Below are 23,190 nucleotides of genomic sequence, written 5' to 3' on the forward strand. Positions count from 1 at the left end.
AACCTGAACTATGAACCATATATATACATTAATATGTTGCTTTGTTGGATTAAATGTATTTGCTCAAAGTCAGCTTGAAAAGGCAAATACGTTACACGATCGTTTTATTTATGTCGAAGCAGCAAAAGAATATGAACTCTATTTAGAAACTGCAAAGAATGTTCCAGCAGAAGTTTATATGAATGTTGGAGATACCTATTATCATTTAAGGGATTTTAATAATGCAAAAAAATACTATGAAAAATGGTATACTCTTGCAGGACCAAATTCAAACAATCTTCAAGGTTATCAATATTATGATACACTAAGGTTTTTAAAAGAGTATGATAAAGCGAGCACAGTTGTTGAGACTTATATAAAAGAACGACAAATCGATGGTTTACTAAATGCTTATTACGAAGAACGATCTCGATTTAATGAGTTACTCAAAGGTGATACACTTTATGAAGTGAAAAATCTTGATATTAATTCGCAGTATGCCGACTTTGGAGGATCCTTTAGTGACAACACATTTGTCTTTTCATCTTCCCGAAATAAGGATATTAATCAAATTACAGAGCGTGACAATACGCCTTATTTAGCAATTTATAAAGCCGAACTTAATGCAAACGGAGAGTTGACAGATGTAGGTTTGTACAATGATAAACTGGAAACTCCCTATCATGATGCTACGGTGAGTTTTTCGCCTAATAGTAAATACCTGTATTATGCATCGAGTTTTCAGGACGGCAGACGTAAAGTTTTTAAAGGAGACAAACGTAATTACTTTAAGATCTATCGGGTAGATGTTACTGCAAAACGATTTAAAAAGGAACTTTTACCCTTTAATGGTGATGAGTATTCTGTGGGACATCCATTTGTATCTAATGATGGTAAAAAATTATACTTCGCTTCAGATATGCCAGGTGGTTATGGTAAAGCAGATATTTATGTTTGTGATATTTATGAAGACGGAACCTATTCAAAACCCCTTAATCTTGGACCTTTAATTAATAGTCTTGTTGATGATGTATTTCCATTTGTTTCAGGAAATACCTTGTATTTTTCTTCCGAAGGACACGTAGGATACGGTGGCTTAGATATTTATAAATCTACTCTTACTGATGGGATTTATGGAGCTACTATAAATTTAGGTCCGGGAATAAACTCCAATGCAGATGATTTTGCCTACGTAGCAGGGAAATCAAAGAATACGGGATATTTTTCATCGAATAGAGACGGAGGTAAAGGAGGAGACGATATTTACAGTTTTAAGTATAATCTTAAAGAATGTATTCAATCAATAACGGGTACTATTTATAATGTGGAAACAAAGAAGCCTCTTGCAAATGCCATAGTAACTGTTTATGATTCTGAAAATAATGAATTTAGAAAAGTAGAAACTAATGAAAATGGTGTTTACAGTTTAGATCTTAACTGTGCTCAAGAATATCAAGTAGAAGCATCAAAACCCGGCTTTAGTAAAGATCAACTTCAACTAAATACAGATCTTATTCCCGGACATCTTATGAAATTAGTAGATTTTAAATTGAAAGATTTGTCTGATATATTCATTACCGATGGGGTTACCGAAAAGATTAAAATCGACCCAATATATTTTGAATATTACAGATATAACATTAATGATATTGCAGCAATACAAATGAGAAAGGTATTGAACGCGATGATTGCTTATCCTGAAATGATAATTAAAATAGAAGCACACACCGATCAACGTGGTACAGATTATTTTAATAAAACACTATCGACTAATAGAGCGCTTTCTACCAGAGATTGGCTTATTGATAATGGGATAGATCCTTCGCGTATAGCGAGTGCGATTGGATATGGCGAATCAAAACCAATTAATATTTGTGATGAGGAAAATGAAAATTGCACTGAAGTTGAATATTCTGAAAACAGAAGATCTGAATTTATTGTAGTTAGTAGATAAATGAGAGGCGTTAGTATGCCCAATTGATCAAGTATACTAACGTAGAAACTCCTTCACTCGAAGGAGTTTCTTTGTTTATATGCATTTGTCTAATCACTGTAAAACATATTATATGGAGATTAATATTTAAAGTAATTTAAGGCCGGCTTTAAAATATGTAGTGAAAGCCACTTTAAATAGTACAATAAATGAAAATTAAAAAAGGAATTTTACTAATACTTGGACCTCTATTATTTTTTTGTTTACAGCAACTAAATCCACCTGCAGGGATGACTGCTCCTGCGTATTCTGTTTTATGCGCAACATTATGGATTGCACTATGGTGGGTTACCGAGGCAGCACCTATTGCGGTAACGGCATTACTTCCTATAGTATTGTTTCCGCTTACTGGCGCTCTTGACATTTCTACAACGACTGAATCATACGGGCATAAGTATATATTTTTATACCTAGGGGGATTTTTATTAGCTATTGCAATTGAAAAATGGAACCTACATAAGCGTATAGCTTTACATCTTATAAAGGCTATAGGAACAAATGTTAAGCAAATAATTCTAGGCTTTATGGTTGCCACCGCCTTTCTTTCTATGTGGATTTCTAATACGGCTACAGCGGTAATGATGCTTCCAATAGGGATGTCTATTATTTCACAATTAAAAGATAACCCTAACACTATTGCAGATGAGAATCAGATTTTTGGAAAAGCATTAATGTTAGGTATTGCGTATAGTGCTTCAATAGGGGGGATGGCCACTTTGATAGGTACACCACCTAACTTAGTTTTTGCAGGATATATTCAGGAAGTTTACAATATAGATATTAGTTTTTTCCAGTGGTTTAAGTTTGGCTTGCCCATAAGTATTCTCTTGTTAGCTATTTCGTGGTTATATTTAACCAATGTTGCTTTTAAATTTAAACAGAAGGAATTTCCGGGAGGTAAAAAGGAAATCGATAGACTTCTGGCAGAGTTGGGACCTATTCAACAAGAAGAAAAAATTGTACTTATCGTATTTATAGCAACTGCCTTTTGCTGGATTTCTCGTGCTTTTTTACTAGAACTTTTTTTACCGCAAATAGATGATACTATTATAGCAATAGCTGCAGGAATTCTTTTGTTTACAATACCTACAAAGGACAAAGAGGATCGTCTGATAAATTGGGATGATGCTATAAAAATTCCTTGGGGCATTATTTTGCTATTTGGAGGAGGTATGGCTTTAGCATCTGGTTTTGAAGTTACAGGTCTTGCAGAATGGTTCGGAAATCAGATGGTATTATTAGAAGCTCTTCCGCTTTTTCTTCTCCTACTGATTATCATATTTAGTGTGAATTTTATTACTGAATTAACTTCTAATTTAGCTACAACGGCAATGCTTTTGCCTATTTTGGCACCTATTGCTCTAAACCTAAATTTAAATCCTTATTTGTTATTGGTTTCAACGACAGTTGCAGCATCTTGTGCATTTATGTTACCCGTTGCCACACCGCCTAATGCCGTTGTCTTTGGGTCGGGATATTTGCGTATACCCGATATGGTAAGAGCTGGTATATGGATGAATATAATATCGATACTAATACTTACGTGTATGGTGTATTTTGTGCTTCCCTTAATATGGGATTTTCCAATTTACATTAATGAAAGACCGTAATATATTCTTCAAGTATTGAATGTAAATTCTACAATTATTAGTAATGATAACCTTGTAGTTAAATTTTAATTCTTTGTTAAAAATTCATCAAAATGAAGAAATCTATAAAATTTTTCAATTTGTTTTAGCTTACTTTGAGCAGAATTTGACAGAAGTGTTAAAGAATATCATTTTCAATGATAACAATGGCAATTAAAATTAATGTTTTATAAATTGCCGCAAAATATAAAATACATATAGGGTAGAATTGGCCTCTGTTTTGTATGGTGGATCCGTGAGCTGTAGGGGGCGTTACGTATTTTACTATCTTACACGCCCGTTCTGCCTTATTTTTTTGAATACTATTATTTAAAATTATTCATCAGCGTACCTCTTCTCATTTTAAAGGTCTACATTATATTTTTCATAGCCTTGATAGTATGGCTAGGATCTTTAGAATTAAAAATAAAGCTTCCGGCTACTAATATATCTGCACCACTTGCGAGAAGTTTTTCAGCATTTTGATCTGTAACTCCACCATCTATTTCAATAAGGGTTGAAGCATTTGCATTTAGAATAATTTCTTTAAGCTCTCTTATTTTTTTATAAGTATGTTCAATAAAGGACTGACCTCCAAAACCGGGATTCACACTCATGATAATCACCTGGTCAATATCTGCAATAACATCTTTAAGTAGATTTACAGGAGTATGTGGATTAAGAGCGACACCAGCCTTCATACCTTCGGCCTTTATAGCTTGTAAAGTTCTATGCAAATGGGTACACGCCTCATAATGAACGGTCAAGTTTGTAGATCCTAAAAGAGCAAATTCTTTTATATAGCGATCTGGATCTACAATCATAAGATGAACATCTATCGTTTTCTTAGCGTGTTTTGTAATTGATTTTAACACGGGAAAACCAAATGAGATATTAGGAACAAAAATCCCATCCATAATATCAATATGAAACCAGTCTGCTTCACTATCATTAATCATTTTTATATCGCGTTCTAGATTTGCAAAATCTGCTGCTAATATCGATGGAGCAAGGTAAGTAGGTTTCATTAGTATAGGTTTTATTAAACAAATTTACATTTTAGAATATATAGATTCAACTATGGTAATAATTTGATTTACTTCATTATCCTCGAGTAAACGCAAATACTTTAAATAACTATTGAGATCAAAAATTAAGTTGGTATTATTTGGCACTAAAAATCCACTTTCATAATCATCAAAAACACGTTGACTAACTTGGGATTGTTGTAAGGTAAGTACATTTTTATGGCGTTCATCGCTTCTTATCTTTTCATATAATTTAGAAACAACCTCTTTATCACCTTCCAGAAGCTGAAGATATGTTCCTTCTTTATAAACTAAAAAACCAGAAACATCTAAAATTTTATTTTGCTCTTTAACAGCATCTAAAACTGAATTAATCTCTGTATTGTCAAAAAGATTTACCGCAGTACTTACATAAGTTAGGGTATAAATCATAGGGTAATAGCTGTAATAATAAAAATCCCCGGTAATCAGCCGGGGATTCATTCATCAATCAAAAAACGAACAGTTATGATAAACTGTTGTTGTCTTAAATGCGTTAATTTGGGGTAACTAATAAGAGGCAATTTAATAAAAAAGTCTTAGCAGACCCCATTTTTAACGATTTCTTGTAAAATTAACCCAGGTAGGTTTTTAAAATTTTACTTCTAGATGTGTGCTTTAATCTGCGTATTGCCTTTTCTTTAATCTGTCGTACACGCTCACGTGTAAGATCAAATGTTTCACCTATTTCCTCTAAAGTCATAGGGTGTTGATTACCAAGACCAAAATATAAACGAACAACGTCTGCTTCTCTGGGTGTTAATGTATCTAAGGCACGTTCTACTTCGGTACATAAAGACTCGTTAAGCAATTCCCGATCAGGATTAGGAGATTCTCCAAATCGTAATACATCATACAATGTAGAGTCCTCACCAGAAATTAATGGTGCATCCATACTTACGTGACGTCCTGCATTTTTTAATGATTCTTTTACATCATTAATGCTCATATCTAACTCCTTTGCAATTTCTTCAGGGCTAGGAGGGCGTTCGTGTGATTGCTCTAAATAAGCAAATGTTTTATTTATTTTATTGATGGAGCCTATTTTGTTAAGAGGTAGTCGTACAATACGAGATTGTTCGGCCAGGGCTTGTAATATAGATTGTCTAATCCACCATACAGCGTAAGATATAAACTTAAAACCACGGGTCTCGTCAAAACGCTGAGCTGCTTTAATTAGACCTAAATTACCTTCGTTAATTAAATCAGGTAATGTTAAACCTTGATTTTGATATTGTTTTGCAACAGAAACAACAAACCTTAAGTTTGCTTTAGTTAATTTCTCTAGAGCTCTTTGATCCCCCGCTTTTATGCGCTGTGCCAGTTCTACCTCTTCATCTGAAGTAATAAGGTCAACTTTCCCTATTTCCTGAAGATACTTGTCTAAAGAAGCAGTTTCTCTATTTGTAACCTGTTTAGTAATTTTTAATTGTCTCATAGGACTATTACATGTATTAAGTTGTTCAACCTATATCTTATACGATACTATCCACCAAAAGGTTACAAAATCAACACACTATTTTTAGAAAATATTAACAATTTCAATAATATGTTCTAGTTAGATTTACATAGTACGCTGACAATTAGTTAAATACATTCTTAAAAAGCATAGCTAAATTTATTAATGAATAGTTTTATTAGGGTTATAAAATAAAAAAGCTCGGCAATGCCGGGCTTTTTTATTCAATTATATCAAATTTTTATACGCGCACGTGGCCATCACCATATACATAGTATTTATTTGTAACCAATTGTTTTAAACCGAGCGGTCCGCGGTGATGCAATTTATCTGTGCTTATCGCTAATTCTGCACCTACACCCATTTGTCCACCATCTGTAAAGCGTGTGGAAGCATTATGGTAAACAGCAGCAGTATCTATATTTTCCATAAATTTTGTCGCTGCTTCTACATCTTGAGTCATAATCGCACTGGAGTGACCTCCACTATACGTATTAATTTTTTGCATAGCTTCGTCCATACCCGATACTGCACCTAAGACTATTTTCATAGCTAGAAATTCTTCATACCAAGTGTCTTCTGTAGGAACAACTTCATTTTCAGGAAGTGCCTCTTTAGAGTTAGAATCAGCTAGAACTTCAACACCTTTAGCAGTTAGAATTTGATTTAACTCTTTAATTCTGCTTTCATAGTCGGGAAGATTTTTATCAACCAACACCTTGTCAAGTGCATTGCATCCCGAAATTTTATCGGTTTTTGCATTAATGATAACCTCTATTGTCTTCTTCCAGTCCGCTTCAGGATGTACATATAGGAAATTATTTCCCCTACCACTTACTAGCACTGCACATTTAGCGTGTTGCTTAACAAAATCGATAAGACGTTCTCCACCACGAGGTACAATTAAGTCTAGAGGCTGGTCAGGATTTCGTAAGAATTCTTGAGTTTCGGCTCTATTCATTTGCAGCATAGTAATCCACGACTCATCTAGATCATTTTCTCGTAGTGCTTGTTTCCAGCAATCCACCAATACCACATTACTATGGTAAGCTTCTTTACCACCTTTTAGCAAGATCTTATTATTTGCTTTAAAAGCTAAAACAGCTGCTTCGATAGTTACATCTGGTCTAGATTCATAAATAATCATTATGGTACCAAAGGGTGCCGTTTTATTAATGATTTTTAGACCACTATCAAGGGTAATATTAGATATTTCCTGACTTACTGGATCATCCTGACTACGAACTTCTTGAATCGCTTGTATCATCCCAGCGATCTTAGCATCATTTACAACCAGACGGTCGTATAAAGCCTGATCATCACGATCAAAAGCATCTAGATCTTTTTTATTGGCTTCTAATATTTCGGTTTCTCTTGATTTTATGATTTGCATCATAGCATCAAGAACTTTATTTTTTATCTCTTTTGAGAGTAATTTCATTTTCTAAATTTTTCGGTTAATAATTGTTCAATTTTTTGAACGTTGAAACCTGCTTTGAAGGAACTAACTTCGTATAACTAAGAAGAAAATTTAGTTCCTATATTTTTGCCTTCAAGTAAATCTACAATCACATTGGGTTTCTTACCATTTGCGATATAGCAGGTTATATCTTTACGGGCAGTTTCTTTAGCGATTTTTAATTTTGATTTCATACCGCCACGGCCTTCACCTTCCGCTTTATTATTTTCCTGAACATATTGTTCAACATTTTCTTCGGGATGCACTTCGGTAAGTTTTCTACTGGCATCATCATCAGGATGTCCTGTAAATAAACCGTCTGTATCTGTTAACAGAATAAGTGCGTCTGCACCTATAAGTTCTGCCACTAAACTCGCCAGTTCATCATTGTCAGTGAACATTGACATAGTTAGGGAAACTGCATCATCTTCGTTTGCTATAGGAATAATACCTTCTGAAAGTAAACCTTCATAGCAATTAATCATATTTTCACGATGTTTACCAGGTGCAAAATCACGTTTTGTCGCCAGTAATTGTGCGCAGTGCATACCAAAACTATTAAACAGGGTATAGTAATGACGCATCATTCGCGGTTGTCCTACTGAAGAAAATATTTGTCTTCTCGTAGACGGATCTTTATAATTACAATCGCCTAAAACTTCTTTTCCTGCAATTGCAGATCCTGAAGAGACAAGAACGGGTTGGTATCCTTTCTCATACAATTCAGCTATTTGTCGTACTAATTCGTGAAGAACAGGACCAACAATTCTATTATTGCGGTTGGTCATTACATTTGTTCCTACTTTTATAACTACACGTTTTGAGCTCATAAAATTATTTTTCTTTACCAAGTTCTGTTGCTCGGTTAAACGCAGCATATGCTGCTTCTTTAATTAATTCTTTAACATTATTATCCTCCATAGAATCTAGTGCAGCACGTGTTGTGCCCCCTTTTGAAGCTACACGATCCATCCAGGTTTCTGGCGATAAGTTAGAGTCATTAAATAAGGTTACTGCTCCTTCAAAAGTTTTAGAAACTAATACCTTAGAATCATTTGAGGAGAAGCCCATTTTTAAGGCTGCTTCTAGCATAGACTGCATAAAATAAAAGATATATGCAGGTCCACTTCCAGAAATTCCGGTAGATGCATCAATAAAATTTTCATTTTCTACGTGAATTGATGCTCCGGTTGTATCTAATAAATTACGTACTGTAAGTAATTCTACACGACTTACACTTTTAGACTCTGTAAATGAAGTAACACCTTTACCTACTTTAGCTGGTAAATTAGGCATAGTTCTAATTACTTTACTCACACCTAAACCATCTTGAATAGTCTTAATTGTAACTCCTGCCATTAATGACACAAAAATTTGCTGGTCATTTATATAGGGTTGCATAGATTTAAATAGTGATTGACTGTGATAAGGCTTTACAGCTATAAATATCACATCAGCTTTCGGTACACATTCATCGATACTGTCATATGCATCAAACTGAGCCATTGTAGATAATGCTTCGGTTTTTTCTGGCGATACATCAAATATCATAAGCTTACGCTTATTTAAAAATGGAGATTCTGCCATACCTTCTGCATAGGTCAATCCCATATTTCCTGCACCTAATACTAATACTTTCATTAAGTTTTCTTTATTGGTTCGCTCTATTAGCTGCAAGTATCGTACGACAATTGATTTTATTGATAATCTGTAGCCAATGCTAAAAATTAAACCCGCTTAGCGCTATAATAGTAACGTCTAAGCAATTTTTAAAAAGAAATGTTAAAGTTGAGATTGAATATTCAGTATTTAGAGATTTTAAAATTTTGGCAGGAAATCTGACAAAGTCTGTATATATGGCAGGTTTGGCGGTTAGTAGGATAGTATTTTTAAATATTAAATATTTTTTTAGGTAATATTTCAATTAAAATTTTTAAGAAGAATTTAAATCGAATTAGAGCAAAAAAAGGAGCCCGAGGGCTCCTTTTTAAAATCATATGAACTAAAGATTAGTCTCTTTTACGATCTCTAGAATCGCGATTGCGATTATCTCTACCGCGATTGTCTTTATCTCTACTACCACGATCATTATTTTCACGAGGAGCACGTTCTTTATAACCTTCTGGTTTTTCAAGTAATGCCTTGCGAGATACTTTCTCTTTACGGGTACGTGAATCAATACCGAAGTATTTTACTTCAAATTCATCACCCATATTAACAACATCACTTACGTTTTCAGTACGTTCCCAAGCTAACTCAGACACGTGTAATAGAACCTCATTGCCAGGAGCATCAAGGTATTCTACAACAGCACCAAAATCAAGCATCTTAATAACCTTAACCTTGTAGCTATTTCCTACAACAGGTTTAAATGTAATAGAATCAATTTTTGCAAGAACTGCATTAATACCTTCTTGACCAGTACCTAAAATTTCTACTACACCTTCTTCAGTTACAGGATCTTCATTAATTACAATAGTTGTTCCTGTTGCTTTCTGAAGTTCTTGGATTACTTTTCCACCTGGACCTATAAGAGCACCTATAAATGCATTTGCAATACGTACAGATACCATTTTAGGAGCGTATTCTTTAACGTCTTCACGAGGAGCGCTAATAGTTTCGGTAAGTTTATCTAATATATGTAAACGACCATCACGTGCTTGTTTTAAAGCATTAACAAGTATTTCATAAGAAAGACCTTTTACTTTAATGTCCATTTGACAAGCAGTAATACCATCTGCAGTACCGGTAACTTTAAAGTCCATATCTCCTAAGTGATCTTCATCACCCAAAATATCAGAAAGCACAGCATATTTACCAGAATCACCATCAGAAATTAATCCCATAGCAATACCAGAAACCGGCTTTTTAAGTTGAACACCAGCATCCATCAGAGCCATTGTACCCGCACAAACAGTTGCCATAGATGAAGAGCCGTTAGACTCTAATACTTCAGAAACTACACGTACAGTATATGGGCAATCTGCAGGGATCATACCTTTTAAAGCGCGCTGCGCAAGATTCCCATGACCTACTTCACGACGAGAAGTACCACGTATAGGACGTGCTTCACCAGTAGAGAAAGGAGGGAAGTTATAATGTAAATAAAAGGTCTCTTCACCTTCGTATGATGGCATATCAATTTGATTTGCCTCACGAGAAGTACCAAGAGTTACTGTTGCTAATGCTTGAGTTTCCCCACGAGTAAAGATTGAAGAACCATGTACAGAAGGTAAATAATCTGTTTCACACCAGATAGGACGTATCTCTGTTGTCTTACGACCATCTAAACGTAAACCTTCATTCAAGGTTAAATCACGTACAGCAGCTTTTTCAGCTTTATAGTAATACTTAGAAATAAGGCTTCCGAAATCTGCTAACTCTTCTTCAGAAAAAGTAGCTTTAATTTCTTCTTTAATCGCGTCAAAGGATGCACTACGCTCATGTTTAGCAGAACCTGCTTGAGCTATTGCATATACTTTGTCATAAGCCATCTCGTGAATTTTCTTTGCAAGATCTGCATCTTCACGCTCTGGTTCATATTCGCGAGTTTTCTTTTTACCAAAAGCTTCAGCTAAACGAATCTGAGCAGCGCACTGTACTTTAATAGCTTCGTGAGCAGCTTTGATAGCCTCAGTCATTTCTTCTTCAGAAATCTCATTCATTTCACCTTCAACCATCATTACAGAATCTGCAGATGCACCAATTACCATATCGATATCAGATTCTGCTAATTGTGTTCTAGAAGGGTTTATGATAAATTTACCATCAACACGTGCCACACGTACTTCTGAAATAGCACATTCAAACGGGAAGTCTGAAAGTTGAATAGCTGCAGATGCAGCAAGTCCTGCCATTGCATCAGGCATAACATCATCGTCATGAGACATTAACTGTATCATAACCTGAGTTTCTGCGTGGTAATCTTTTGGGAAAAGAGGGCGAAGTACACGGTCAACAAGACGCATAGTTAAAACTTCACCATCACTTGGGCGTGCTTCTCTTTTAAAGAAACCACCAGGATAACGGCCAGCTGCCGCAAATTTTTCACGATAATCGACCGTTAAAGGAAGAAAATCAACATCACTTTGCTTGTAATTAGAAACTACAGTACAAAGCATCATACATTTACCGGACTGTACAACTACAGAGCCATGTGCCTGTTTTGCAAGTTTACCGGTCTCGATAGAGATCTCTCTACCGTCACCAAGGTCTATGACCTCTTTGAAAGTTTTTGGAATCATAAAATGTTTTTCAGTGGCACGTCGATGCGTGCGATTAAATCAATTGCCTTGAGTAGTTAAGTCAAGGACTAGGTCTGTTGTTGTGTTGTGTGTAGTGTGTGACCTGTGAAAAACCTCTAGGTAGCTTTCTTTGCCCTTGCGGGACTTTGGGTAATTACTAAAATAAAAGGGGCAAAAATTGCCCCTTTAAAAATAAGAATTATTTTCTTAAACCTAATTCTTTAACAATAGCACGATATCTTGTAATATCCTTCTTTATTAAATAGTCAAGTAATGATCTACGCTTACCTACTAATTTAACTAGAGAACGCTCTGTGTTAAAATCTTTACGGTTTTGTTTTAAGTGACCGGTTAAGTGGTTGATACGGTGTGTAAATAAAGCGATCTGTCCTTCTGCAGAACCAGTATCGTTTTTGTCTTTACCGTATTTACCAAAAATTTCATCTTTCTTTTCTTGAGTAAGATACATGCCAATATTATTTAAATAGTTTTTATGTATTCAATGAGTCTATCCCATTGAGCCGGCAAAGATACAATTAATTATTAATGTTGAACTATTAATTTAATTACGAATTGCCTGATTAAGAATTAAATCTATATATAAATTAATATTGGTTTTCAGTTCTTTACGATGCGTTATAAAATCTAAGAACCCATGTTCTTTAAGAAATTCTGCAGTTTGGAAATCTGCAGGTAATTCTTGGCCTGTAGTATCGCGTACTACCCGTGGTCCTGCAAAACCTATGAGTGCACCTGGCTCAGAAATATTAATATCTCCAAGCATAGCAAAAGAGGCTGTAGTACCACCTGTGGTTGGATCTGTACATAATGATATGTAAGGGATTTTAGCATCTGCAAGCTGCGCAAGTTTAGCAGATGTTTTGGCAAGCTGCATCAATGAAAGAGCAGCTTCCATCATACGTGCGCCACCAGACTTAGAGATAATTACTAAAGGAACATTGTTCTTAAGAGAATAATCTGCAGCACGTGCTATTTTTTCTCCTACAACAGATCCCATAGAACCGCCTATAAATTTGAAATCCATTGCAGCTACAACAAGATCTTTTCCAAAACTTTTACCTACTGCTGTACGTACCGCATCTTTGAGTCCGGTTTTTGCTTCGGCATCTTTAAGACGATCTACATATTTCTTGGTATCTTCAAAGTTTAATGGATCTTTTGAAGTTAGATTCTTATCTAGCTCCTTGTATTTTGCGTCATCAAAAAGAATAGAAAAGTACTCTTCACTACCTATACGTACGTGATAATCATCTTCGGGACTAACATAGAAGTTTTTTGCAAGCTCTTCTGCGTCAATTATTTTACCGGTAGGTGATTTATACCAAAGACCTTTAGGAACATCTTTTTTATTTTCGGTAGCAGTTTGTATACCTTTTTCCTTTCGTTTGAACCAAGCCATAAATTTGTGCTTTTTAATTTGACTTCTATTTTCAGATTTAGATCAATCTTTTCTTGAAAATAAATTTAATTTGAGAAGACTCTTTCTAATAATCTCAAATAAAGTGTCAGTTTTTTAAAAGATAACTATTAAGGGTGAAAAACCTCGAAAAGTAAAACTTTCGAGGTTTTATGTATTATTTTTCTGAAAGAATAAACACTAAAGTGTGTTTACGTTATTGAGATCTTCAAATGCTTTTTCTAAACGCGCATTAAATGATTCTTCTCCTTTACGGAACCAAACACGTGGATCGTAATATTTTTTATTAGGACTATCCTCACCGGTAGGATTTCCTATTTGCGACTGTAAGAAATCTTTATTAGCATCAAAATATTTACGTACACCTTCAGTAAATGCCCATTGTAAATCTGTATCGATGTTCATTTTGATTACACCGTAACTTATTCCTTCGCGTATTTCTTCAACAGTAGAACCACTACCACCGTGGAAAACAAAATCTATAGAATTAGGTCCAAGATTGTATTTTTCTGAAACGAATTCCTGTGAATTTTTAAGAATTTTCGGAGTTAGTTTTACGTTTCCAGGCTTATAAACACCGTGAACGTTTCCGAAAGCAGCAGCAATCGTAAATTGATCACTTACTTTACTTAGCTCTTCATATGCATAAGCAACTTCTTCTGGTTGTGTGTAAAGTTTAGAATCATCAACATCTGTATTGTCAACACCATCTTCTTCACCACCTGTAATACCTAATTCAATTTCTAGAGTCATATCCATTTTGCTCATACGCTCTAAATAGGTCTTACAGATCTCTATGTTTTCTTCTAGAGATTCTTCACTAAGGTCAATCATATGTGAACTAAACAAAGAATGCCCGTGGATTTTATAATACTCTTCTGAAGCATCAAGAAGACCATCTATCCAAGGTAAAAGTTTCTTAGCACAGTGGTCTGTATGTAAAATAACTGTAGCGCCGTAACGCTTAGCGAGTTCATGTACGTGCTTAGCTCCGGCAACTGCACCACCTACTGCAGCTTTTTGATCATCATTAGGAAAACCTTTACCTGCGTTAAACTGAGCACCACCATTAGAAAATTGTAATATAACAGGTGCATTCAATTTAGCAGCAGTTTCTAATACCCCGTTGATAGTACTAGATCCTATAACATTTACTGCAGGTAATGCATACCCATTTTCTTTGGCGTGTTTAAAAATCGCTTGAACTTCTCTTCCGGTTGCAACTCCCGGTTTGATACTATGACTCATAAGTTATTGTTTACTTAGTTTGAAACGTAAAATTAATAAATATTTGGGGTTTAGTCTTTATATTTCCTAGAAAGGATAGTTAATACCTACGTTATAAACAGCATTTGATAGGTTTGTATTTTTAAACCAGCGTTCTCCCTCTGGTAATGCAGGGTCATAGGTTTTTAAACCGATGTCAAATCGCAACACAAAGAAGTTAAAATCATATCTAAACCCAAAACCGGTTCCTACCGCAATATCTTTTAAACTGCTTAGTCCAGTAAATGTCGCCTGAGGCTCTGTAACATTATCTAGAACATTCCAGATGTTACCTACATCGGTAAAAATAGCTCCTTTTAAATCGCCTAATAAGGTAAATCGTTGTTCTACATTAAAGGAGAGTTTCATATTTGCCTCATTAAAATCATTAGGACTATCTGTGCTTCCGGGTCCTAGTCTGTATGCCTGCCATGCTCTATTATCATTAGATCCACCGCCAAAGAAACTGCGTATAAAAGGGATGCTCTTAGAATTGCCGTAGGGGATTGCAATACCACCAAAAGCTCTAAAAGCTAAAATGTTATCATTCCCAAAATCCCAGTGTTTTATAAAATCGATTTCAGTTTTTACATATTGAGAAAAACGTACGCCTAGAACTCTGTATGCATCATCATCATTTTTATCTAATCCTATAATATTGCCTAAGGCACTCAGCGTGTTACCTGCTATCTCCAGTTTTGTGCGGAAACTTGTAAACTCATCATCAAATAGATTATCCCGGGTATTTTTATAGTAAGTAAAACTGGATGCTAAAATTAAATTGTCTTCTGTTAAACGCTGGCGGCGTTCTTCAATATTAAATACATCTGCAAATTCACTTTCTGTAACCGCTATAGCATTTGTTTGTACAGCACTTATAAAACCTAATGCGCCATCAGGAATTGCTAATTGATTTGTTTCCGGATCATTAAACGAACTATTTTCATCGAGGTAGATTTGGGCAATCTCATCGAGTTCGTTATATGAATTTTCATATACTTTAAAATAATTGTCAACATTTAAATTACGAACGTATTGTATGTCAAAAAGGTCAAACCGATAATTAAGATTATTAGATGGTGACCATTTATAATTTACACCACCGGTGATATTCTGTTTATCAAGTCCGATATTTTGTTGCACACCTATACCGGTTGTGAAGCTGGTGGAAGGCGACATTTCTGGAGTGATAAAACCTTTAGTTCTCAGCGGAAAAAATATACGGGGAATTGTAAGACTTAAATCTGTTCCTATCTCAGTAATATCAAAAAAGCCTGTGCTATTTTCTGTAGGTGATTTAGAAGCGCCTATACTACCGCGACCAGAAATTTGCAATGTTTCCATTCCTCCTAAAACATTACGTATTTGCAATGATCCTCCACCGGCAATACCAAATTTTTGAATATTAGATGTAGATACGTCAAAGTCGACTCGAAGATTAAACTTAGGTAGGGGGATGAGATAAAAATTTGCAATTAGGTCTGTTCCTTTAGGATCTTCGGGATCTTCAGTGAAACGCAAATCAGGATATCTAAAGGTGCTTAACTGACTTAGCCTTATAAGGGATTTGTTGCGGGAATCATCGCTATAAGTATCTCCGGGTTTAATAAATAAAGCGTCTGTTAAGTATTTTGGCTTGTAGCGAATCTTATCATAGGCATATAAATGATAATCGTTTAAAGATGCGCTGTCTTTAAGTGTGTTATTACGTATAGAATAGCCATAATCTGTGGTAACATTTACACGACTTATTTTGTGAACATTTAGAGGTACTTCATATACCGAATCTCGAGCACGTATTTCTCTATTTTTAATATACAATTCAAGATTTACTTTATTCCCGGTATTTACCGAGTCACCTATAAAACTTATATACTCCCGGTCAAAATAGAATAAACCATTGTTACGCATAAGCTCGGTGAGCCGTGTAGTTTCAGAATTAATGTCGAGCAATTCATATTGTGATCCTTCTTTTATAAAAGAATCTCTCTTGTATTTATTATAAATTGAATCTACTGCTGAAGAAGCGATAAATGTTGAAACTGAATCTATTATGTAAGGATTTCCTGTTTTAACATCATAAATTACATTACCGCGTTTATCGAGGCTGTCTTTTATGATTGTATAATCGGTTTCCGCATTAAACCATCCTTTACTGTTATAGTATTCTTTAAGGCGTGCAGCAGATCTCTTTGACAGGTTTTCTGAAATTATCGCAGGAGGTTCGCCAGTGTTTTTAAGTGTTTGATTGAAATTTTCGCGAAACTCTATATACTTATCTAATTGTTTTCGAGAGAGAACGCCTGTCCAGAATTTACGAGCGCTTTCATTCTCTATAAAGCGAGCTTGCATAATAGAATCTATATTAGGTCTTGCCCAGTTATAGATATAGAGACGTAAAGGAGAATTTAGGAGCGGTAGTCTCGAGTTAGGTTGTTGATACGGTATATTGTTAATATTATACGCGTCGTTAACTTCCCCGTTTACACGAATGGTGTTTTTAGTGAGTAGTAATTGACCATCTTCTACTCGTTTTACTGCATTGCACGAAGCAATGGTGACTAGGAGTAGGATAATTAATCCTATTTTTGCTGATAGTTGTTGCAAGTGAGCTTTTCTCAAAATAACTTCAAAAATACACATTAAGCGTGGTTAGCAAAAGCCAAATAAAATTAATAACGAGCCTTAGTCAAAAAAAGTACAGACAACAGCACGGGTTGTTTGTAGTGGAAGGAATTAAAGGTATTCAAGAATTTTTAAAATCAGATTTTAAATTACATAGTCTATTTACGGTTGAAGGTTTTTTTACTGATGTTACCGATACTACTGTAGTTTCAGAAACTGAATTAAAAAAAATAAGTTTTCTAAAAACACCTCAGAAAGCCCTGGCGCTTTTTGCAATTCCCGTTTTTAAAGAAACAAAGAAACCAGGTTTGCAACTGCTGGTCGATGATCTGCGTGATCCCGGAAATCTTGGGACATTAATACGTTTATGCGACTGGTTTAATATTGAGCATCTTATTTGCTCAAATCATTCCGTAGATTGTTTTAACCCAAAAGTTATACAGGCAACAATGGGTTCTATTACCCGAGTGAATATTACGTATACAGATTTAGATAATTACATAAGTCAACAAAATCTGCCGGTATATGGTGCATTTATGGATGGAGTATCTGTGTACGAGTCACAATTACCAGACGATGCTTTATTAATTTTAGGTAATGAAGCAAACGGAATATCAGATACTATAGCTGAGAAAGTTACACATCGTATAAGCATCCCTCAATTTGGGAATGCAAATACAGAGAGTTTAAATGTGGCAATTGCAGGAGCAATTTTAGTTAGTGAATTTAAAAGAGGTTAAGGTTATTTGATTGCGCAGATGCGTAAACGTTTATAATCTGCATAAAAATGCCCATCCTTATATAATCGCTCTTTTACGCGATCTTGTACGATTTTATGTATCGATGACACGTCTTCAGCTGGTATGCCTGTAAAATATTTACCGGCAAACATAGTCAGCCAGTCTATAATTCCTGTATTAGGATCATTAAGTTTTGTAGGCCTGTCGTATAAATGAGCGAAGGTAACTTTAAAGCCGTTTTTTTCTAAGAAGTAGGAATAAGTGCCAAGTTTAGGGAAATACCAGTTTACGGTTTTTGACTGTTGTACATAACCGTGCTCTTCCAGAACATCCTGCAAAGTTTCAATTATAGTAGCCACATTACCTTTACCGCCCATTTCAAGCAGTAACCTTCCGGCAGGCTTGAGGTTACTATACATGGCAGAAATTGCAGCTTCTGGATTTAATATCCAGTGTAAAGTTGCATTACTAAATATGGCGTCATATTGTTTGCTGTCTATAAAGCTTTCTCCACGCGCTTCAATAAAATTGATGCCTTCAAATTGCTCTTGAGCAGCTTTAATCATTTCTGAGGAAGCATCAATACCTACAAGTTCTGCGCCGCTCTGTGCAATCTCTGCTGTGAGTTCGCCGGTACCGCAGCCAAAATCAAGAATACGCTCTCCGGCTTTGGGATTAAGCATACTTATAAGGTCTTTCCCGTAATCAAACACAAAACCGTGCTTTTGTCTGTATAAATTAGCTTCCCACATTATTGAAAGGTAAAATTTAAAAATATTCCTCGTGACTGCATTACTTCAATATTTGAAGTATATACGCTATTCGGATTTTCATCGGGTACAAGTTCGTCAGTTAAAGCAAATACTCCACGAATGCTAGGTGAAAATTTAAAATAGGGTAGATATAAATCGATTCCAAAACCTACTTCGTAATAGAAGGTGTTGTCTTTCATTCTAAATTGGCCTGCACTATTATCATCGGGATTGTTCTCGTTACTCGATAAATTATAGGAGTATGACAAACCGCCTACCACAAATGGTTTGAAATTGTTAAGTCTCTTGGTTGAAAATTTTATGAGTAGCGGAATATGTATGTAAGTAGAGTTGAGCTCTCGTAATCGGTCATTTTCTTCACCAGCAATATCTTGATAATAGAGATTACGACCGTTGTATACTAATCCCGGCTCTAAGCGCAGGTCTAGATATTCATTAATACGTTTATTAACAAGCAAGCCTACATTAAAACCATAGCTCTGTTCTACAAAAATATCTGGTCGTTGTTCTTTATAATCAAAGTTAAAATCATAGCGGTTTATCCCGAAGTAATATCCAAAACTCCAGGGTTTCTTATCAAAGTTTTCATCATTGAGAATGCGCTCTCTACTCAAAAACTGAGCTTGTAGATTCGGTATAAACCAAATAAAGAAAACTAGATAAGCTATAATTTTGTGCATAGTACTACTTTGATGCTGTATAGATAGTTGCAACCCCAAATGTCTGAGGATGATCTTCAACTGTAGTAAACCCTATTTTGCGCAAAATATTGTTGAGCTTCTCACCATACGGAAAAACAGATGCACTCTCACTAAGATATGCATAGGCATCTTTATCTTTTGAAAACAAACGACCTATAAGAGGTAAAATTTGATTTGAATAAAAGGTATATCCTTGTTTAAATGGAGTTTTAGTAGGAACAGAAGTTTCTAGAATAACAAAAAGGCCGCCCGGTTTAAGAACTCTTAAAATTTCGGCTAATCCTTTTTCTAATGTTTCAAAATTGCGAATACCAAATGCTACTGTAATTGCATCAAAGTGATTATCCTCAAACGGAAGATTTTCAGAATCTGCCTGAACCATTTCGATGGTTTGATCAAGATTTTTTTCTTTTATTTTTTTCTTTCCTACCGAAAGCATTCCGGCAGAGATGTCTAATCCTATTATTTTATTGGCACCAGTTTCAGCAAGATTTATGGCTAGATCCCCTGTGCCTGTAGCTACATCAAGAACATTTTGCGGATTTGTAGCTGCGATCATCGCGACTACTTTTTTACGCCATTTAATATCTATCCCAAATGATATTACGCGGTTTAAGCCATCATATTCATTAGAAATAGTGTCAAACATTTTTTCAACTTGAACACGTTTTGACTGGTCAGAGTTCTTATATGGATTAATGTTACCGCTCATAACTTTTTTTATTGGCAAATATAGTATTTGTTATGAGATGCACCTGTTCTCTTTTAGTTGGCAGTTATTTTAAATATATCTCTATTAAAACGTGTACCTTTGCAAGGTTTTACCTTAAATTAAAGTATGAAGATTGTTATTGCCGGTGCAGGAGAAGTTGGTTTTCATTTAGCTAAACTTCTTTCTTTTGAATCACAAGATATCACCCTCATTGATATAGATAAGGACAGTATCGCCTATGCAGATACTCATCTTGACATACGCACAATTCGTGGAGACACGACTTCTATTGCCACCTTAAAAGAAGCGCGTATCGAAAATACAGATCTTATTATTGCGGTGACCGCAAGTGAAACGACAAACATTACAGTTTGTGTACTCGCAAAACAGATGGGAGCTAAGCGTACTATTGCAAGAATATCGAATACTGAATTTATCGAAAATCAAGAGGTCGCCGGTTTCAAGAAATTTGGGATAGACGAACTCATATCTCCCGAGAGCTTAGCTGCTTCAGAAATCGAACTGTTATTAAATCAGTCTGCTTTTAACGATAGCTATGAGTTTGAAAACGGAGCTTTAACAATGGTAGGTACCTCTTTAAGCCGTACAGCTTCATTTGTAGGTAAGAGTGTTAAGGAGGCAGCACTTATATTTCCAGAATTGCATTTTATGCCTATCGCTATTCAGCGGGAAGGTACACAATACACACTCATCCCTCGTGGAGATACGATCTTTAAAGAAGGAGATCAGGTGTATTTTATGACTGTTAAAGGGGGAGTAGATGAGTTATATAAGCTTACCGGTAAAGCAAAACAACGCATCAAAAATGTGATGATTTTGGGCGGAAGTAAAATTGGTTACAAGACAGCACGCGACCTTTGTACTCACAATTTTCACGTCAAGTTAGTAGAGAAGGACAGTGATAAAGCCTTTGATCTTGCTGAAAAGTTACCTAAAACTCTTGTTATACAAGGTGATGGTCGCAATGTAGAACTGTTAGAAGAGGAGAATATCTATGATATGGATGCTTTTATAGCAGTCACCGGAAATAGTGAAACCAATATAATGTCTTGCTTAGTCGCTAAGTCAAAGAGTGTTAAAAAGACAATAGCCTTAGTTGAGAATATGGATTATTTTCAGCTTTCTCATAGCATAGGTATTGATACATTAATAAATAAAAAACTTCTCGCAGCAAATAATATATTTAGATATATACGCAAAGGAGATGTAGTCGCAATGACGAAGCTCAACAATATGAATGCAGAGCTTCTGGAATTTATAGCAAAACCCAATTCTCAAGTTATAGGCAAGCGCATACGTGATTTAGATTTTCCACGCTCAGCAACTATAGGTGGAATTGTACGTGAGGGTCGCGGTATAATAGCTTTAGGAGATCATAAGATTAAAGTGGGAGACCGTATTGTAGTATGTTGCTTATTACGCTCTATTAATAAAGTAGAACGTATGTTTATCTAATAAGATGCCAAACAGACCAAGACTTAATTACAAGATCATATTTCACCTAATGGGTGTATTACTGCTATTTAATGGTGGTTTTATGCTTATCTCAGCCATAATTGGTTATTTCTATGATGATATATCTATAGCTTTAGGAATTATATCTTCTGGATTAATCACGCTATTTACCGGATTAATGTTTATGTTCTTTACGCGAGATCATAAAAAAGTAATTCAAAAGCGGGAAGGATATATAGTTGTTACGTTTGGATGGATATTTATGTCCTTGAGTGGATGCTTGCCTTATTTACTAACGGGGAGTATTCCTTCATTTACTAATGCCTTTTTTGAAACGATGAGTGGTTATACCACTACCGGAGCTTCGATACTAAATGATATTGAAGCTATCCCAAATGGAATTCTATTTTGGCGAAGTACTACACATTGGATAGGAGGGATGGGGATAATTGTTTTAGCAATTGCCATTTTACCCTTATTAGGTATTGGCGGAATGCAGCTTTTTGCAGCTGAAGCACCCGGTCCCAATGCAGATAAACTGCATCCACGTATTACAGATACGGCAAAGCGACTATGGCTAATATATTTTGGATATACAGTTGCCGAAACTATACTACTCAAACTTGCCGGCATGTCTTTTTTAGATGCCATAAATCACGCAATGAGCACCCTGTCTACTGGTGGATTTAGTACTAAGAATGCTAGTGTCGCATATTGGAATGATAATCCAGCAGTGCAGTATATTATTATCATCTTTATGTTTCTCGCGGGGACAAACTTTGTCTTGAGTTATTTTGCATTTAAGGGTAAACTCCGCAATGTTTGGAAAGATGAAGAGTTCAAACTTTATACGGCCTTTACTGTAGGATTTACCATATTAGTAGTATTTATAATCATATTAAAAGCAGACGTTTCTATTTCTTCCATAAATCATCCTATGGTGTTAGGAGAGTATGAAAGTGCTATAAGACATGGTCTTTTTCAGGTAATTTCAGTAATCACTACGACCGGTTTTGTATCGGCAGACTTTACGATGTGGGCGCCATTTGCAACAATGATTTTCTTTGGTCTGATGTTCTTAGGCGGTTCAGCGGGATCAACCTCTGGAGGAATTAAGGTTGTGCGGCATTTGATGATTATACGTAATGGTATTCTAGAATTTAAGCGAACATTACACCCTAACGCTATTTTACCGGTGCGTCATAATGGAAAATCGGTTTCTAAAGAGATTGTATTTAATATCCTCGGATTCTTCATTCTTTATCTTTTGGCTTGGATAATAGGAGCTTGCGGATTAGCATCTATGGGATTAGACTTCCCCACAGCTTTAGGAGGTTCTGCGTCTTCATTAGGAAACGTTGGGCCAGCCTTTGGGATGTTAAGTCCGGTGAATAATTATGATGCGCTTCCTGCAATTGGTAAATGGTGGTGTGCATTTTTAATGATGATAGGTAGATTAGAGCTATTTACGGTTCTTATTCTCTTTACACCCTTCTTTTGGCGTAATCGCTAGTAACAGTTAAATTTACAAGAGCGTAAGGTTTTAGTGAGCATGTTGTCTAACATGAGAACCCTATGTGAGTGAACGATTGAATTAAAAAAATCTTTAATTCAGTAAAAAAAAAGAACT

At 35.4% G+C, this 23,190-nt stretch carries 19 protein-coding genes; 5 read left to right on the top strand and 14 right to left on the bottom strand.

Annotation, left to right across the window (positions count from 1 at the left end):
* The first annotated feature begins 10 nt into the window (after positions 1–10).
* Positions 11–1,933, top strand: a complete 1,923-nt coding sequence (locus ABVM53_RS10995; RefSeq protein ID WP_405326022.1) for an OmpA family protein — start codon at positions 11–13, stop codon at positions 1,931–1,933.
* A gap of 188 nt (positions 1,934–2,121) precedes the next feature.
* The gene (locus ABVM53_RS11000) at positions 2,122–3,582 is read left to right on the top strand and encodes an SLC13 family permease (RefSeq protein ID WP_405326024.1); all 1,461 of its coding nucleotides are present in this window, start codon (positions 2,122–2,124) and stop codon (positions 3,580–3,582) included.
* A 389-nt stretch (positions 3,583–3,971) separates the two neighbouring features.
* Here the strand turns inward: ABVM53_RS11000 and rpe are convergent, their stop codons facing one another.
* The 11 genes from rpe to ABVM53_RS11055 form a co-directional block, all read right to left on the bottom strand.
* Positions 3,972–4,628 carry a ribulose-phosphate 3-epimerase gene (gene rpe, locus ABVM53_RS11005; RefSeq protein WP_405326026.1) on the bottom strand — a complete coding sequence of 219 codons (657 nt, stop codon included), beginning with the start codon at positions 4,626–4,628 and terminating at the stop codon, positions 3,972–3,974.
* Between the two features lie 24 nt (positions 4,629–4,652).
* Positions 4,653–5,060, bottom strand: a complete 408-nt coding sequence (locus ABVM53_RS11010; RefSeq protein WP_405326028.1) for a BLUF domain-containing protein — start codon at positions 5,058–5,060, stop codon at positions 4,653–4,655.
* Positions 5,061–5,241: 181 nt separating this feature from the next.
* Positions 5,242–6,105, bottom strand: a complete 864-nt coding sequence (locus ABVM53_RS11015; protein WP_405326030.1) for an RNA polymerase sigma factor RpoD/SigA — start codon at positions 6,103–6,105, stop codon at positions 5,242–5,244.
* Between the two features lie 262 nt (positions 6,106–6,367).
* Positions 6,368–7,567 (bottom strand): glutamate-5-semialdehyde dehydrogenase, encoded by a 1,200-nt coding sequence (locus tag ABVM53_RS11020; protein ID WP_405326032.1) that lies wholly within the window; start codon positions 7,565–7,567, stop codon positions 6,368–6,370.
* Between the two features lie 77 nt (positions 7,568–7,644).
* Positions 7,645–8,415 carry a glutamate 5-kinase gene (gene proB, locus ABVM53_RS11025; protein ID WP_128758855.1) on the bottom strand — a complete coding sequence of 257 codons (771 nt, stop codon included), beginning with the start codon at positions 8,413–8,415 and terminating at the stop codon, positions 7,645–7,647.
* Between the two features lie 4 nt (positions 8,416–8,419).
* Positions 8,420–9,226 (bottom strand): pyrroline-5-carboxylate reductase, encoded by an 807-nt coding sequence (proC, locus tag ABVM53_RS11030; RefSeq protein WP_405326034.1) that lies wholly within the window; start codon positions 9,224–9,226, stop codon positions 8,420–8,422.
* 368 nt (positions 9,227–9,594) lie between these two features.
* A complete protein-coding gene (locus ABVM53_RS11035; RefSeq protein ID WP_371455957.1) occupies positions 9,595–11,829 on the bottom strand; it encodes a polyribonucleotide nucleotidyltransferase in 2,235 nt (744 codons plus the stop codon).
* Between the two features lie 199 nt (positions 11,830–12,028).
* Positions 12,029–12,298, bottom strand: coding sequence for a 30S ribosomal protein S15 (gene rpsO, locus ABVM53_RS11040; RefSeq protein ID WP_128758852.1), 270 nt, complete (start codon positions 12,296–12,298; stop codon positions 12,029–12,031).
* Positions 12,299–12,391: 93 nt separating this feature from the next.
* Entirely contained in the window at positions 12,392–13,249 is an 858-nt protein-coding gene (accD, locus tag ABVM53_RS11045; RefSeq protein WP_128758851.1) for an acetyl-CoA carboxylase, carboxyltransferase subunit beta, read from the bottom strand.
* A 198-nt stretch (positions 13,250–13,447) separates the two neighbouring features.
* A complete protein-coding gene (fbaA, locus tag ABVM53_RS11050) occupies positions 13,448–14,515 on the bottom strand; it encodes a class II fructose-bisphosphate aldolase (protein WP_128758850.1) in 1,068 nt (355 codons plus the stop codon).
* Between the two features lie 66 nt (positions 14,516–14,581).
* Positions 14,582–17,140: a BamA/TamA family outer membrane protein gene (locus ABVM53_RS11055; protein WP_405326038.1), complete on the bottom strand. Its 2,559-nt coding sequence runs from the start codon at positions 17,138–17,140 to the stop codon at positions 14,582–14,584.
* A gap of 41 nt (positions 17,141–17,181) precedes the next feature.
* Here ABVM53_RS11055 and ABVM53_RS11060 point away from each other — a divergent pair, with 41 nt between their 5' ends.
* Entirely contained in the window at positions 17,182–17,898 is a 717-nt protein-coding gene (locus ABVM53_RS11060) for a TrmH family RNA methyltransferase (RefSeq protein WP_405326040.1), read from the top strand.
* A 2-nt stretch (positions 17,899–17,900) separates the two neighbouring features.
* Here ABVM53_RS11060 and ABVM53_RS11065 read toward each other — a convergent pair whose 3' ends face one another.
* The 3 genes from ABVM53_RS11065 to ubiE are packed head-to-tail and all read right to left on the bottom strand — an operon-like array spanning position 17,901 to position 20,084.
* Positions 17,901–18,650 carry a class I SAM-dependent methyltransferase gene (locus tag ABVM53_RS11065; RefSeq protein WP_405326042.1) on the bottom strand — a complete coding sequence of 250 codons (750 nt, stop codon included), beginning with the start codon at positions 18,648–18,650 and terminating at the stop codon, positions 17,901–17,903.
* On the bottom strand, positions 18,650–19,351 hold the full coding sequence (locus ABVM53_RS11070; protein WP_405326044.1) for a porin family protein: 702 nt from the start codon (positions 19,349–19,351) through the stop codon (positions 18,650–18,652). Before ABVM53_RS11070 ends, ABVM53_RS11065 begins: the two co-directional genes overlap by 1 nt.
* A gap of 4 nt (positions 19,352–19,355) precedes the next feature.
* Positions 19,356–20,084 (bottom strand): bifunctional demethylmenaquinone methyltransferase/2-methoxy-6-polyprenyl-1,4-benzoquinol methylase UbiE, encoded by a 729-nt coding sequence (gene ubiE, locus ABVM53_RS11075; protein ID WP_128758845.1) that lies wholly within the window; start codon positions 20,082–20,084, stop codon positions 19,356–19,358.
* Between the two features lie 126 nt (positions 20,085–20,210).
* On the opposite strand from ubiE, the gene trkA reads away from it, so the two are divergent.
* Both trkA and ABVM53_RS11085 read left to right on the top strand, forming a co-directional pair.
* Positions 20,211–21,560, top strand: a complete 1,350-nt coding sequence (trkA, locus tag ABVM53_RS11080) for a Trk system potassium transporter TrkA (protein ID WP_128758844.1) — start codon at positions 20,211–20,213, stop codon at positions 21,558–21,560.
* A 49-nt stretch (positions 21,561–21,609) separates the two neighbouring features.
* Positions 21,610–23,073, top strand: coding sequence for a TrkH family potassium uptake protein (locus ABVM53_RS11085; RefSeq protein WP_371455963.1), 1,464 nt, complete (start codon positions 21,610–21,612; stop codon positions 23,071–23,073).
* The last annotated feature ends 117 nt before the right edge of the window (positions 23,074–23,190 follow it).

Source organism: Leeuwenhoekiella sp. LLG6367-2.1 (assembly GCF_045055775.1).
Classification (GTDB): Bacteria; Bacteroidota; Bacteroidia; order Flavobacteriales; family Flavobacteriaceae; genus Leeuwenhoekiella; species Leeuwenhoekiella aequorea.